This window comes from Salipiger sp. ABN3_019, from assembly GCF_056158605.1.
Window position 1 is genome coordinate 1,644,157 of sequence record NZ_JBSWTP010000009.1, and the last position, 13,085, is coordinate 1,657,241.

Sequence of the window (13,085 nt, forward strand, 5' to 3'; positions counted from 1 at the left end):
TGTTCCGGGCGGGTCTTCGGGGCACGGTATGTTGCCCTATAATGATCGGATGTTTCTTTCTTTTGAACCCGCCGCCGTCAAGGGCCTGCAGAAGAGACGGCGGGGCTCAGCCATAGGCGTCCAGCAGCGATTTCAGCCCCTCCAGCGTGTCGATCTCATCCACCGGTTTGTCGCGCCGCCAGCGCGCCATGCGCGGGAAGCGCAGCGCGATGCCGGACTTGTGACGCGGGCTTTCCTGAATGCCCTCGAAGGCGATCTCGAACACCAGTTCGGGCGTCACCTGCCGCACCGGGCCAAAGCGCTGCTGCGTGTTGCGCTTCACCCAGCGGGTGATCTCGTCGAACTCGGCGTCGGTGAGGCCGGAATAGGCCTTGGTGAAGGGCACCAGCCCGTTGCCGTCCTTCACCGCGAAGGTGAAGTCGGTGAAAAGGTTCGCACGCCGCCCGTGTCCCTGCTGCGCATAGATCATCACCGCGTCGACGCTCAGCGGGTCGAGCTTCCACTTCCACCAGTCGCCGCGCTTGCGTCCATCCCGATAGGCCGAGTCCCGGTGTTTGAGCATCAGCCCCTCGGAACGGTGCGCGCGGGCGCTCTCGCGCTGGGCGCCGAGCGCGGGCCAATCGGCTTCGGTCAGCAGCGGCGAGGGCATCACGGCGGCGTCCTCCGGCAACCCCTCAAGCAGCGCTTCGAGCCGCTGGCGGCGCTCGGACAGGGGCAGGGCGCGGATGTCTTCCCCCTCATGCTCCAGCAGATCATAGGCCAGCATCCGCACCGGCGCCTCGGTCAGCAGCTTCTTGGGCACCGTCTTGCGCCCGATCCGGGGCTGCAACTGCGCGAAGGGCAGCGGGCCGCCGTCCTTCCATGCGAGGATCTCGCCATCCAGAACCGTGCCCGGCGGCAGGAAGTCGGGGCTTCGGGCAAATTCGGGAAAGCGGTCGGTGATCAACTCCTCGCCGCGCGACCACAGATGATGCGTGCCGCCGCGCAGGATCAGCTGACCGCGGATGCCATCCCATTTCCATTCCGCCAGCCAGTCGGCGGGATCCCCAAGGCTCGCCGCCTCCGCCTCAAGCGGCGAGGCAAGGCAGAACGGGTAGGGTCGGCTGTCGTCCTCACTGGCATCTTCTTCGGCGGTCAACTGCGCCCAAGTGGTCTCTTCGGGCTGCCATTTGCCCATCAGCCGCAGCGCCATGGCGGGCTCGTCGACGCCCGTCGCCTCGGCCAGCGCGCGGGTCATCAGCTTGCGGCTGATGCCGATGCGAAAGCCGCCGGTGATCAGCTTGTTGAAAAGAAAGCGCTCGGTGGGGTCCAAGCGGTCCCAGACCTCCAGCACCGCCGCCTTGCGCGCCTCGGGCTCCAGCGGCGCGAGCCCCTTCACCACGTCGATCCAATGGGCAAGGTCACGGTCCTCGGGCGCGCTCGGCGGGGGCAGGATCAGCGCGATCGTTTCGGCCAGATCGCCGACGATGGGATAGCTCTCTTCGAACAACCACAGTGGGATGCCCGCGCGCTCGGCGGCCCATTCGCGCAGTAGCGTGGTGGTCACCGCGCGCTTTGGACGGCGGCCCGAGAAGAGCGCCACGGCCCACAGCCGATCAGCCTCGGGCGCGCTGCGGAAGAACTCGGTGAGGGCAGCGGTTTTCTCTGAAGTTCTGGTGGTTTGGTCGAGCTTGGTGAAGAGGCGCGCGAAGTCCTTCATGCGGCGTCTCCGGTTTTCTCGGCGGCATCCTCGTCGCCGCCGAACTCGGTGGGAACGGGCGTCGCTTCATAGCCCTCGCTGCGCAGGTATTGCGCAAAGATATCCGTGTAACCATGCGTGGGATATATATTTTCCGCGCCCGTCTCCTTGATGGCGCGCAGCAGCGCGGGCCAGTCGGCGTGGTCCGAGATGACAAAGCCGCGCTGCACGCCGCGCCGCCGCCGCACGCCGCGCAGCCGCATCCAGCCCGAGGCGAAACCGGTCTGTGCCGGACCGAATTTGCGCGCCCATGATGTGCCAAAGGCCGAGGGCGGCGCGACCACCATCGGCGCCGGATGCGCCTTGCGGTCGAAGTCGGGCGTCACGGGGATCGTCTCGCGGTCGAAGGCACCGATCTCGCGCAGCACGGCATTGCTGCCCTCCACCGCGCCATGGGTGAGGATCGGGCCTATCTCCGGGTCGAGCATCGAGATCAGCCGCTGCGCCTTGCCAAGGCTGTAGGCCCCCAGCAGCGAGGCGCGCCCGGCCTCGCGATTGGCGCGCCACCAGCCGTTGATCTCGGCGGCGATCTCGGCCTGCGGCTGCCAGCGGAACACCGGCAGGCCAAAGGTGCATTCGGTGATGAACGCATGGCAGCGCACCGGCTCGAAGGGCTCGGACAGGCCGTCGTCCTCGAGCTTATAGTCGCCCGAAACCACCCAGACCTCGCCGCCCACCTCGACCCGCACCTGCGCCGAGCCGGGCACATGTCCGGCGGGATGAAAGCTGACGGTGGCACCGCCGATCCGGCGCGGCTCGGCATAGGGCAGCGTCTCGACCTCGACGCCCAGCCGGTGCCGGATCATCGCGGCGGTGACCGGCGTGGCGAGATAGCTGCCGTGGCCGGGGCGGGCGTGGTCAGAATGCGCGTGGGTGATCAGCGCCCGCGGCACCGGGCGCCATGGGTCGATGTAGATATCCGCCGCGGGGCAGTAAATGCCGCGCTCGGTGAAGCTGAGAACCGGATCCGCCATGCGCGGAAGCATAGCGCGGGGGCGGCGCTCGGCCAGATCGCGGCCCGAACTGCCGGTCCGAGCCAAGCGAGAACGCAGCGCCCTCAGGCGCGGGCCTGCGCGCCCTTGTCCTCTGCCGCCTGCCGGTACAGCGCCGAGATCTGCGAGATGACCCGCTCGCGCGTCACCGCATCTTCCATGAGCACCTCATGCTCGCCGCCTTGGATCAGCTCCAGTCGGCCACCCGGCCAGCGGGCCATGCGGCTGCGGATCCGGGCACCGTCCACCACGCGCTCATTGCTGCCGAGGAAGGTGAGGCAGGGCACCTCGGGCGCGGGCAACCGCGACAGCGCAAGGCATTCGGCCAGCGCCTCATGCAGCCAGCGCAGCGACGGCCCGCCCAACTGCAACTGCGGAACCTCGCTCACCTGTCGCAGCATATAATCCCAGCCGCTGCGGTCGGTGGTCAGCACATTGCCCTCAAAGGCGGTGCGGGTGAGATAGCTGCCGGGGCCGGTGGAGGGGGCGTAGAAATGCCCCATGCCGAAACGCGCGCCGGACCAGCTGAGCGCCCATGCCGCCTGCCGCACCGGTCCGACAAAGCGGATGCCCCACATCGGCGCGGTGAACCCGGCGCCCGCGACCGGCAGGCCGCGCACCAGCGCGCGCAGGCCGATGGCACCGCCCATGGAGTGGCCAAGCAGATGGAAGGGCTCGGGCAGGCCAAGATCGCGCGCCGCCCCCAGCATCGCATCCACGTCGCGCTGGTAGTCGGCAAAGAGATGCACATGGCCGGTCTGCGCGTCCTCGAGCATGCGGTCGGCCAGCCCCTGTCCGCGCCAGTCGATGGTCAGCGTGTGAAAGCCGCGCGCGGCAAAGGCCTGCGCGACGCGGCCGTATTTCTCGACGTATTCGGTGCGGCCGGGGAACAGCAGCACGGTGCCTTCGGCCTTTGCCGGGCCGGGATAATGGCCAAGCCGCAGGCGCAGCCCGTCTTCGGCGCGGATCCAGAGCGCACGGGCGCCCTCGGGGCCCTCGGCCAGATCGGCATAGAAGGGGGCCTCGGCGCTCATCCGGCCAGCGTCTTGGCCAGCCGCATGGCCGCGCCCATGTCGCCATCCATCTGCAGCGCGCCGGTCATATAGGCGGTGGTGGGGTTCTTCTCACCCTCGATGATGGCGCGGAACGTCTCGGTGTCGGCGGTGAGCGTGACGTCGGCGGGCAGCTCGCCAACCTCTGCCGCGGCCCGTGCCCCGGCTTCGTCGACGATGATCGCGCCTTTGCCTTCGATCACGAATTTCGCAACCCCGGCGAATCCCTCGCCATCCAGCTTCTTGTTCAGCGCGGCGACCGCCGCCTTGACCGTTTCGCTCATGATCCGGACACTCCTCACGAATTCCTGTGCTGGCAATCCAGCGGGCTTGGGTTACACTTTCCTGTATGAGCATGCTGTCGCGCAAAATCCAACCTAGAACGGCGCTTGCGCTGGCCCTAGTCACGTTTTCCCTACCTTGCCTCGCTTTGGCGCAAGAGGGGGCACAACAGGGCACTCCGGATGGGCCACAGATGGGTGCGCAAAACGCGGCGCCGGATGCGGCAATCGCCGCCGGGCCGCAGGGGTCTCAGCAGGGTTCCGAAAAGGACACCCAGAGCCGCGAGGCAGAGCTGCTGGCCGAGCTGGCCGCAGCCCCCAGCGCCGAGATTGCCGACCGTGCCGAGCGTGACCTGCGCGCGGAATGGTCGAAATCGGGGTCTGCGGCGATGGATCTGCTGCTCAAGCGGGGCCGCGACGCGCTGGAGGTCGGCGAGATCGACACCGCCATCGGCCATCTCACCGCGCTCACCGATCATGCGCCCGGCTTCGCAGAGGGCTGGAGCACGCTTGCGCTGGCCTATTACGCCGCCGACCGGTTAGGTCCGGCGATGGATGCGCTGGAACATACGCTGGCGCTTAACCCCAATCATTTTGGCGCCCTGCAGGGCGTTGGCGCGATCCACGAGGAACTGGGCGATCTTGACCTTGCTTATCGGGCCTATTCACGGGTAGTTGAGCTCAGGCCTTACGACGAGACTGTCACCGAGGCAATCGATCGGCTGGAGACGCAGGTGAAAGGCGTTTCCCTCTAAAGGCTACAAGCGGACCCGAGGTTCGCTGAAGACGAAAGACAAGGCCCCCTCCCATGGCCCAACGCGCGCGGATCGCGGCCGTCCTCGGCCCGACCAACACAGGCAAAACCCATTACGCCATCGAACGGATGCTGGCGCACAGGTCCGGTATGATCGGCCTGCCGCTGCGTCTTTTGGCGCGCGAGGTCTATGACAAGGTGGTCGCCGCACGCGGCCCCTCTGTCGCGGCGCTGGTCACCGGCGAAGAACGCATCGTGCCGCCGCGCGCGCAATATTGGATTTGCACGGTCGAGGCGATGCCTGAGGGCATGGGCTGTGATTTTGTCGCCATCGACGAGATCCAGCTTTGCGCCGATCCCGAGCGCGGCCATGTGTTCACTGACCGGCTTTTGCGCATGCGCGGGCTCAACGAGACGCTGTTTCTGGGCTCCGACACCATGCGTGGGCCGATCTCGCAGCTGGTGAAGGGTGTGGAGTTCATGCGCCGCGACCGCATGAGCCAGCTGTTCTATTCGGGCTCGCGCAAGATCTCCCGCATGCCGCCGCGCAGCGCCATCGTCGGCTTCTCGGTGGACAACGTCTATGCCATCGCCGAGCTTCTGCGCCGCACCAAGGGCGGGGCGGCGGTGGTGATGGGGGCGCTCAGCCCGCGCACCCGCAACGCGCAGGTCGATCTCTATCAGAACGGCGATGTGGATTACCTCGTGGCCACCGATGCCATCGGCATGGGGCTCAACCTCGATGTCGATCACGTGGCGTTTTCCTCGCTGCGCAAGTTCGACGGGCGCCGCATGCGCGAGTTGCAGCCGAACGAGTTGGCGCAGATTGCGGGCCGTGCGGGGCGGGGGATGCGCGACGGCTCGTTTGGCACCACCGGCGACGCGGGGCAGATCGACGAAGAGTGGGTGGAGGCGATCACCAGCCACCGGTTCACCCCGCTGAAAAAGCTCAACTGGCGGAATTCGGCGCTGAAATTCGGCTCGCCCGAGGCGCTGATCGACTTGCTGGAGCAGGCGCCGCCGGACCAGAATCTGGTCAAGGCGCGCGAGGCCGACGATCTGATGTCGCTGAAAACGCTCAATTCGCAGGCGGAGGTCCGCGCCCGCGCGTCCGACCCGGCCTCGGTAAAGCTGCTGTGGGATGTCTGCCGTATTCCCGATTTCCGCGGCATCAGTCATAATGAACATGCGTCCATGCTGCAGGTGATCTACCAGCATCTTCACGAGCGTGGGAGCATCCCGCGCGACTTCATGGCGCGGCAAGTGAAACGCATTGATCGAACCGATGGAGATATCGATGCGTTGTCGAAACGGCTGGCGTTCATCCGCACATGGACTTACGTGGCGCAACGCAAAGGTTGGGTGGATGACGAAAGCCATTGGCGCGAGGCGACCCGCGCGGTAGAAGACGCACTGTCCGATGCGCTGCACGCGCGTCTGACGCAAAGATTTGTTGACCGCCGCACATCAGTGCTCTTGCGGCGGTTGAAGCAGAAGGAGGCCCTCTTGGCCGAGGTGAACGACAACGGAGAAGTGACCGTCGAAGGCGAATTCGTCGGTCGGCTCGAGGGGTTCCGGTTCCGGCAGGATGCCGGGGCGACGGGCCAGGAAGCCAAGACGCTGAAGACAGCGTCGCTGCAGGCGCTGGCGCCGCATTTCCACCTGCGGGCGGATCGCTTCTATAACGCTCCCGATACCGAGATCGACTTCACCGAACAGGGTGGTCTGATGTGGGGCGAGCAGGCGGTTGGCAAGCTGGTGAAGGGCGATGACCCGCTGAAGCCGCGCGTTGCCGTTTTCGTCGATGACGAGGCTGGCCCCGATGTGGCGCAGAAGGTCGAACGCCGTCTGCAGCATTTCATCGATCGCAAGATCGCCGCGCTCTTCGAGCCGCTGCTGAACCTGCAGAACGACGAGGCTCTGACCGGTCTGGCGCGTGGCTTCGGCTTCCGCCTGATCGAGGCGATGGGCATCATCCCCCGCAGCCAGGTGGCCGATGAGGTCAAACAGCTGGATCAGGACGCCCGTGGCGCGCTGCGCAAGCATGGCGTGCGCTTCGGTCAGTACACGATCTTCATGCCGCTGCTGCTCAAGCCCGCACCGACGCGCCTGCGTCTGGTGCTGTGGTCGCTGTCGAACGATCTCGACACCTTCCCCGAGGCACCGCCGCCGGGTCTGGTGACCGTGCCCAACATGCGCGATGTGCCGATGGTGCATTACTCGCTGTCCGGCTATCGCCCCGCGGGCGAGCGCGCCATCCGCATCGACATGCTCGAGCGTCTGGCCGACATGCTGCGCAGCGAAGACAGCCGCGGTGGCTTTGAGGCCAAGGCCGACATGCTGTCGATCACCGGCATGACGCTGGAGCAGTTCGCCGACCTGATGGAAGGTCTCGGCTATCGCGCCGAGAAGGGCGAGCGCACCAAGGTGCGTGCCGCCGACAAGGTGCTGACCGAAAGCTCCGAGCCGACCGGCACGCCCGGTGAGGACGAGCCGGTGTTCGACGCCGCGCAGGAAGAAGAGGCGACCCCCGCCGCAATGGCCGATCCGGCTGCCGAGCCCGCGCCCGCGGATGTGGTGACCGGCACCGAGAGCATCGACGACGAGGGCGTTGCCCCCATCGCCGAGACGCCGGACGCGACCGAGGTGGACGACCACATTCCCGAGGCATCGGAAACCGAAGTGCTGCCGGGCGAGAGCCCCGATGCGGCGCTCGCAGGCCCCGAGATCGAGGTGTTCTACACCTTCACCTGGGGTGGTAACCGCAACCGTGGTGGCCGTCAGGGTGGCCGTGACAGCGGTGCCCGCGAGGGTGGCCGTGAAGGCGGTCGTCAGGCGCGCGGCAAGGGTGGCCCCAAGGGCGGCGGCAAGCCGCGCGGCAAGGGCGGTCCCCGCAGCGGCGGCAAGGGTGGTCCGAAAGGGCCGAAGACCTTCGAGTTGCGTCCCGAGAAGAAGGACCGGATCGATCCGGACAACCCCTTCGCGGCCGCGCTCATGGGCTTCAACAAGGACAAGTCCTGAGCCCCTCGGGACACTGACCCAGTGCCCGAACAGGTACAGAAGATCCGCCTCGACAAATGGCTCTGGCAGGCCCGCTTCTTCAAGACGCGGAGCCTGTCGGCCAAGGCCATCGGGGCGGGTCTTCGCGTGAATGGGACCAACGTATCGAAGCCGGCCTTCAACGTCGGGCCGGGGGATGTGCTGACCTTCTCTCAGGCGCGGCAGGTGCGGGTGATCAAGGTGCTGGCGCTTGGCGAACGGCGCGGTCCGGCCCCCGAAGCGCAGCAACTCTACGAGGACCTCGATCCGCCGCAGCCGAAATCGAAGGACGACGTTCCACCGGTGCAGCGCCTCGAAGGCAATTCTCGTCCCACCAAGCGTGACCGCAGGAAACTCGATCTTGATCGCGGCCGGACGCTTGAATGATCCGCTGTGCTGGTCTAGCTAAGCGCCCATCAGCCTTTGAGAGACAGCAATGACCTACGTCGTCACCGAAAATTGTATCGCCTGCAAATACACCGACTGCGTGGAAGTCTGCCCGGTGGACTGTTTCTACGAGGGTGAGAATACGCTGGTCATTCACCCCGACGAATGCATCGACTGCGGCGTCTGCGAGCCGGAATGCCCCGCCGATGCGATCCGTCCGGACACCGAGCCGGACATGGAGAAATGGGTGGAGTTCAACCGCAAGTACGCGGAGCTCTGGCCGGTGATCATCACCAAGAAAGACCCGCTGCCCGAAGCCGAAGAGCGCGATGGCGAGGCGGACAAGATGACCAAGTATTTCTCGGAAGCGCCGGGCGAGGGCGACTGACCGAGACGCATGACGACCGGCGCGGGGCGCGATTCGTGCCTGCCGCGCCGGAACCCGCACACGGGGGCGTGTTTTTCCCCGTAACATATTGGTACAGAAATAGTTCTTTCCGGCGCGGGCGCTCCTAGGAAAGACGTTCGTTTTGTGCTATATTCTGCGCCACTCATGTTGAAACCATGCACATACGACCGGGCCGATCTGCACCCGGGGGGTTAAGCGAAACGCGTTAACACCAGGCGAACGGAATGCTCCGCATCCCGTCCGTCTTTCTGTCGCGTGTGCACAAGGTTTTGCTGCTAAGGACGCTGTTGGATGACCAAGACCAAGAAGAACGAATTCCGCCCGAACGACTACGTGGTCTACCCCGCCCATGGTGTGGGCCAGATCATGTCGATCGAAGAGCAGGAAATCGCCGGCCTCAAGCTGGAACTGTTTGTGATCTCCTTCGAAAAGGACAAGATGACCCTGCGGGTGCCCACCCATAAGGCCACTGAAATCGGCATGCGTTCGCTGTCCTCCCCCGACGTGGTGAGCCAGGCCATGAAGACCCTGAAGGGCAAGGCCAAGGTGAAACGTGCCATGTGGTCCCGCCGGGCTCAGGAATACGAACAGAAGATCAACTCGGGTGACCTGATCGCCATCGCCGAAGTGGTGCGCGACCTGCACCGCGCCGACGATCAGCGCGAGCAGAGCTACTCCGAGCGTCAGCTCTATGAAGCCGCGCTCGAGCGCCTGACCCGCGAAGTCGCGGCTGTCAGCGGTGGCGACGAAGTGGCCGCCGCCCGTCAGGTCGACGAAGTGCTGGGGCTGCGCGCCGCCTGATAGGGCGCATTCTCTCAAAACTAAAAAGGGCCGTCCCCGCGGGGACGGCCCTTTTGCTTTGCCTGCCTTTGGCGCGGCTCAGTGCAGCTTCAGCTTCGGACGGATGCGCTTGGACGCGCCGCCGATCAGCGAGCTCAGCGTGGCGCGCCATGTGCCCAGAACCGACTTGCGGTGCAGGAAGTGCAGCGAGCGATAGGCGCGGCGGGCCAGCCAGCCCTCGATGGTGATCGTGCCGATCGCCTTGCCCATCAGCGAGCCCACAGCGCCCTCGTTGGAGATCGCCACCAGCGAGCCGTGGTCGGCATAGGAGAAGGGCTTGAGCGGCTTGCCAGCCAGCTGTGCGGCGATCTGGCGCTCCATGAACTCGGCCTGCTGGGTGGCGACCTGCGCGCGCGGCGGCAGCGAGGTCTCCTTGGCGGGCCATGGGCAATCGGCGCAGTCGCCCAGAGCGTAAATCTGATCGTCGGCCAGCGTCTGCAGGGTGGGGCGCACCTTGAGGCGGCCTAGGCTGCCGGTCTCGAAGCCTTCCAGTTGGCCGATCACTTCGGGGGCGCGCACACCGGCGGCCCAGACGGTCAGGTTCGAGGTGAATTCCGTGCCATCTGCCAGATGCACCGAACCTGGCTCGATCCGCGCCACTTTCGCACCGCAGTGCACGTCGATGTGCAGCTCGCGCAGGTGCCGCTCGACCTTCATCGAGATATTCTCGGGCAGCGCCCCCAGCACGCGCGGCGCGGCTTCCAGCACGCGGATGGTCACCGCGTCGGGGCGGCGCACCTTGTGGATGCCGTTGCGGGCGAACTGACCGGCGGCCTCGCGCAGCTCTGCGGCCAGTTCCACGCCGGTGGCGCCCGCGCCGATGATCGTCAGCTCCAGCTTGTCGTTCCGGGTGCAAAGCGCGCCGGTCTGGAAGCGCAGGAAGAGGTTCAGCAGTTCCGCCTGCAGGCGTTTGGCCTGCGCGGGCGTGTCCAGCATCATGCAGTTCTCGGCCACACCCGGCGTGCCGAAGTCGTTCGAGCGGCTGCCGATGGCCAGCACGAGGATGTCATAGGGCAGGGCGCGCTTGGGGGCGAGCGGGCGGTTGGCCGGGTCGTTCACCGCCTGCAGGTGCACCAGCTTTTTCTCGCGGTCGATGCCGGTGAACCGTCCGAGGCGGAAGCTGTAATCGTTGCGATGCGAATGCTCGAGCAGGCTGATCTCTTCGTCGAACCCTTTGGTGCCGGCTGCGAATTCGTGCAGCGAGGGTTTCCACATATGCGAGAGGTTCTCGTCCACCAGCGTGATCTCGGCCTTGCCGTGTCGGCCGAACTTATGGCTGAGGCGGGTGGCGAGGTTCAGCCCGGCAGTGCCGGCGCCGACGATGACAATTCTGGGAGGCTTGGAAGTCTGTGTCATGATCGAGGCATTTCGCGTCTGTCGGACGGAGGGCGGGACGTGGCCGGCGCCTCTTGCGCGGGTCTTGGTCCACCTCCGGCGGCCTCCGCATACATGAGGTGATCGTAAACAACAGCGACGAAAGGGCGCATTGCGCACACATTCCCGCGATTGATGGCGCTGGCGCCGCATTCTGCACGGGAATTGAGCTTATCGCCCCATCCGCCCTGCGTTTTTCGCGCCTGCGGCATACCGTGGGATACTTAAACCCCTTATTTTATAGCGCCAAGTGTCGCCTAGGCGGCATATCTTGCTGCACTGCAGCGACGCGCCTTGGGTGATTCTCCCTTGGCCAGCAGCGGCGAGATCAGGCCAACTCGCGCCGCTGCGCCTCGAGCGCGGCGAAGAGCGCGGTTTCGAGATCCTTCTCCAGTTCCTGCGATCGCTTGATGTAGGCCGGGTTCTCGGCGGGATGGGTGCCCGGGTCCCAAAGCTCGGCAAGCTCGCGCATGGTCTCGCGGTCGTGCCGGTAGAAGGTCTGCTCGGCGGCGGCGGCCTCATATTCGGTCAGCCCGGCCTCTTCGAGCACGTAGCGTCCGGCCCGCAGCGAGCTGTCGAACATCTCGCGCACCATCTTGTCGGCGCCCGCCTGATAAAGCTCGTAGACATGGGTGCGGTCGCGGGCGCGGGCGATGACGAAAAGGTCGGGGCGGATGCGCTTGGCGAAGCGCACCAGTTTGGTCGTGGCCTTGGGGTCATCAAGCGCGGCGACCAGCACCTTGGCCTTGCCGATGCCCGCCGCATGCAGCAGTTCGGGCCGGGTGGGATCGCCGAAGAAGCCCTTCATGCCGAAGTTGCGCATCAACTCGATGGTCTGCATGTCGTGGTCGATCACCACGGTCTGAAAGCCCGAGTTCTGCACGAGGCGATTGACGATCTGCCCAAAGCGCCCGATCCCGGCGATGATGATCGGCCCCTGACTGTCGATCCGGTCGTCGGCGCGCGGTTCGGCTTTCTCGACCAGCTTGGCCGACAGCGTGTCATAGAGGATGAAAAGCGCCGGGGTGATCAGCATCGACAGCGCCACCACCATCAGCATGCGCTGGCCCAACTCCTCGGTCAGAACGTTTTGCTGCAGCGCGAAAGAGATCAGCACGAAGCCAAACTCGCCCGCCTGCGCCAGCGACAGGGTGAACAGCATCCGGTCGCGGCCCTTGAGGTGAAAGAGCCCGCCCAGCACATGCAGGATCGCACCCTTGACGAGGATCAGCGCGGCGGTGGCGCCAAGCAGCAGCAGGGGCTCGCGCAGGAAGTCGGCGAAATCGATCCCGGCGCCCACGGTGATGAAGAAAAGCCCCAGCAGCAGCCCCTTGAAGGGCTCGATGTCGGCCTCGAGCTGGTGGCGGAACTCCGAGTTGGCCAGCACCACACCGGCAAGGAAGGTTCCGAGCGCGGGCGAGAGGCCCACCAGCCCCATCAGGAAGGCGATGCCGACGACGATGAGCAGCGCCACGGCGGTGAACATCTCTGGCAGACGCGCGGCGTTGATGTAGCGAAACAGCGGGCGCGCGCCGTAGACCCCGGCGAGGATGATCAGCGCGATGGCCCCCAGCGTGACCAGCGCCACGCCCCAGCCGGGCAGGCCTTCGACCAGCGACATGCCGTGCCCGCCGTGGCCTGCGTCGCTGTGGTCAGCGTTGGAACTGGCCGCCATGAACGGGCCGCTGAGCAGCGGCAGCAGCACCAGCATCGGGATCACCGCGATGTCCTGCGTCAGCAGCACCGAAAAGGCGCCGCGCCCGCCATTGGTCTGCATCAGCCCCTTCTCCGAGAGGGTCTGCAGCACAATGGCGGTGGAGGAGAGCGCAAAGATCATCCCCGCGGCCACCGCCGGGCGCCAGTCGAGGCCAAAGGCCATGGTCAGCCCGGTCACCGCCCCCAGCGTCAGCAGGATTTGCAAGCCTCCGAGCCCGATCAGCCGGTGTCGCATGTCCCACAGCGCGCGGGGCTCCAGTTCCAGCCCGATGATGAACAGCATCATCACCACGCCGAACTCGGCATAATGGCGCAGATCGTCGGTGTGCGAGACGAGGTGCAGCACCGGCCCGATGACGATCCCGGCCAGCAGATAGCCCAGCACCGACCCCAGCCCCAGCCGTGCGGCGATGGGCACAGCGATGACCGCGGCTGCGAGGTAGATCGAGGCCTGAAAGAGCGTGCTTTCCATGTCCGTCCCGTGGCTTGCTTCGCGCCGCCAT

At 66.0% G+C, this 13,085-nt stretch carries 11 protein-coding genes; 5 read left to right on the forward strand and 6 right to left on the reverse strand.

The window, feature by feature from the left end; translation table 11 throughout:
• Nucleotides 1–106 precede the first annotated feature (106 nt).
• The 4 genes from ACXAD2_RS16075 to ACXAD2_RS16090 form a co-directional block, all read right to left on the reverse strand.
• Nucleotides 107–1,699: an ATP-dependent DNA ligase gene (locus ACXAD2_RS16075; RefSeq protein ID WP_475171872.1), complete on the reverse strand. Its 1,593-nt coding sequence runs from the start codon at nt 1,697–1,699 to the stop codon at nt 107–109.
• Nucleotides 1,696–2,712 carry a ligase-associated DNA damage response exonuclease gene (locus tag ACXAD2_RS16080; protein ID WP_475171874.1) on the reverse strand — a complete coding sequence of 339 codons (1,017 nt, stop codon included), beginning with the start codon at nt 2,710–2,712 and terminating at the stop codon, nt 1,696–1,698. Before ACXAD2_RS16080 ends, ACXAD2_RS16075 begins: the two co-directional genes overlap by 4 nt.
• Before the next feature lie 83 nt (nt 2,713–2,795).
• Nucleotides 2,796–3,764 carry an alpha/beta fold hydrolase gene (locus tag ACXAD2_RS16085; RefSeq protein ID WP_475171875.1) on the reverse strand — a complete coding sequence of 323 codons (969 nt, stop codon included), beginning with the start codon at nt 3,762–3,764 and terminating at the stop codon, nt 2,796–2,798.
• Nucleotides 3,761–4,066 (reverse strand): SCP2 sterol-binding domain-containing protein, encoded by a 306-nt coding sequence (locus tag ACXAD2_RS16090; protein ID WP_475171876.1) that lies wholly within the window; start codon nt 4,064–4,066, stop codon nt 3,761–3,763. The genes ACXAD2_RS16085 and ACXAD2_RS16090 overlap by 4 nt, the downstream gene beginning before the upstream one ends.
• A 191-nt stretch (nt 4,067–4,257) precedes the next feature.
• Between ACXAD2_RS16090 and ACXAD2_RS16095 the strand changes: the two genes are divergently transcribed.
• From ACXAD2_RS16095 to ACXAD2_RS16115, 5 genes are all read left to right on the forward strand, one after another.
• The gene (locus tag ACXAD2_RS16095) at nt 4,258–4,818 is read left to right on the forward strand and encodes a tetratricopeptide repeat protein (protein WP_475171877.1); all 561 of its coding nucleotides are present in this window, start codon (nt 4,258–4,260) and stop codon (nt 4,816–4,818) included.
• 53 nt (nt 4,819–4,871) lie between these two features.
• Nucleotides 4,872–7,838: a helicase-related protein gene (locus ACXAD2_RS16100; RefSeq protein ID WP_475171879.1), complete on the forward strand. Its 2,967-nt coding sequence runs from the start codon at nt 4,872–4,874 to the stop codon at nt 7,836–7,838.
• A gap of 21 nt (nt 7,839–7,859) precedes the next feature.
• Nucleotides 7,860–8,243, forward strand: a complete 384-nt coding sequence (locus ACXAD2_RS16105) for an RNA-binding S4 domain-containing protein (RefSeq protein ID WP_475171880.1) — start codon at nt 7,860–7,862, stop codon at nt 8,241–8,243.
• 49 nt (nt 8,244–8,292) lie between these two features.
• On the forward strand, nt 8,293–8,631 hold the full coding sequence (gene fdxA, locus ACXAD2_RS16110; RefSeq protein ID WP_092430094.1) for a ferredoxin FdxA: 339 nt from the start codon (nt 8,293–8,295) through the stop codon (nt 8,629–8,631).
• 312 nt (nt 8,632–8,943) lie between these two features.
• Nucleotides 8,944–9,453 (forward strand): CarD family transcriptional regulator, encoded by a 510-nt coding sequence (locus ACXAD2_RS16115; protein ID WP_066105780.1) that lies wholly within the window; start codon nt 8,944–8,946, stop codon nt 9,451–9,453.
• Nucleotides 9,454–9,531: 78 nt separating this feature from the next.
• Here ACXAD2_RS16115 and ACXAD2_RS16120 read toward each other — a convergent pair whose 3' ends face one another.
• Entirely contained in the window at nt 9,532–10,848 is a 1,317-nt protein-coding gene (locus tag ACXAD2_RS16120; RefSeq protein WP_475171883.1) for an NAD(P)/FAD-dependent oxidoreductase, read from the reverse strand.
• 346 nt (nt 10,849–11,194) lie between these two features.
• Complete coding sequence (locus ACXAD2_RS16125; RefSeq protein ID WP_475171885.1) at nt 11,195–13,054, reverse strand: monovalent cation:proton antiporter-2 (CPA2) family protein; 1,860 nt, start codon at nt 13,052–13,054, stop codon at nt 11,195–11,197.
• Between the last annotated feature and the right edge of the window lie 31 nt (nt 13,055–13,085).

Excerpts from the sequence above, each read along its gene's own strand:
- ACXAD2_RS16075 (WP_475171872.1), bottom strand. The coding sequence starts at position 1,699 with ATGAAGGACTTCGCGCGCCTCTTCACCAAGCTCGACCAAACCACCAGA.
- ACXAD2_RS16080 (WP_475171874.1), bottom strand. The coding sequence starts at position 2,712 with ATGGCGGATCCGGTTCTCAGCTTCACCGAGCGCGGCATTTACTGCCCC.
- ACXAD2_RS16085 (WP_475171875.1), bottom strand. The coding sequence starts at position 3,764 with ATGAGCGCCGAGGCCCCCTTCTATGCCGATCTGGCCGAGGGCCCCGAG.
- ACXAD2_RS16090 (WP_475171876.1), bottom strand. The coding sequence starts at position 4,066 with ATGAGCGAAACGGTCAAGGCGGCGGTCGCCGCGCTGAACAAGAAGCTG.
- ACXAD2_RS16095 (WP_475171877.1), top strand. The coding sequence starts at position 4,258 with ATGGGTGCGCAAAACGCGGCGCCGGATGCGGCAATCGCCGCCGGGCCG.
- ACXAD2_RS16100 (WP_475171879.1), top strand. The coding sequence starts at position 4,872 with ATGGCCCAACGCGCGCGGATCGCGGCCGTCCTCGGCCCGACCAACACA.
- fdxA (WP_092430094.1), top strand. The coding sequence starts at position 8,293 with ATGACCTACGTCGTCACCGAAAATTGTATCGCCTGCAAATACACCGAC.
- ACXAD2_RS16115 (WP_066105780.1), top strand. The coding sequence starts at position 8,944 with ATGACCAAGACCAAGAAGAACGAATTCCGCCCGAACGACTACGTGGTC.
- ACXAD2_RS16120 (WP_475171883.1), bottom strand. The coding sequence starts at position 10,848 with ATGACACAGACTTCCAAGCCTCCCAGAATTGTCATCGTCGGCGCCGGC.
- ACXAD2_RS16125 (WP_475171885.1), bottom strand. The coding sequence starts at position 13,054 with ATGGAAAGCACGCTCTTTCAGGCCTCGATCTACCTCGCAGCCGCGGTC.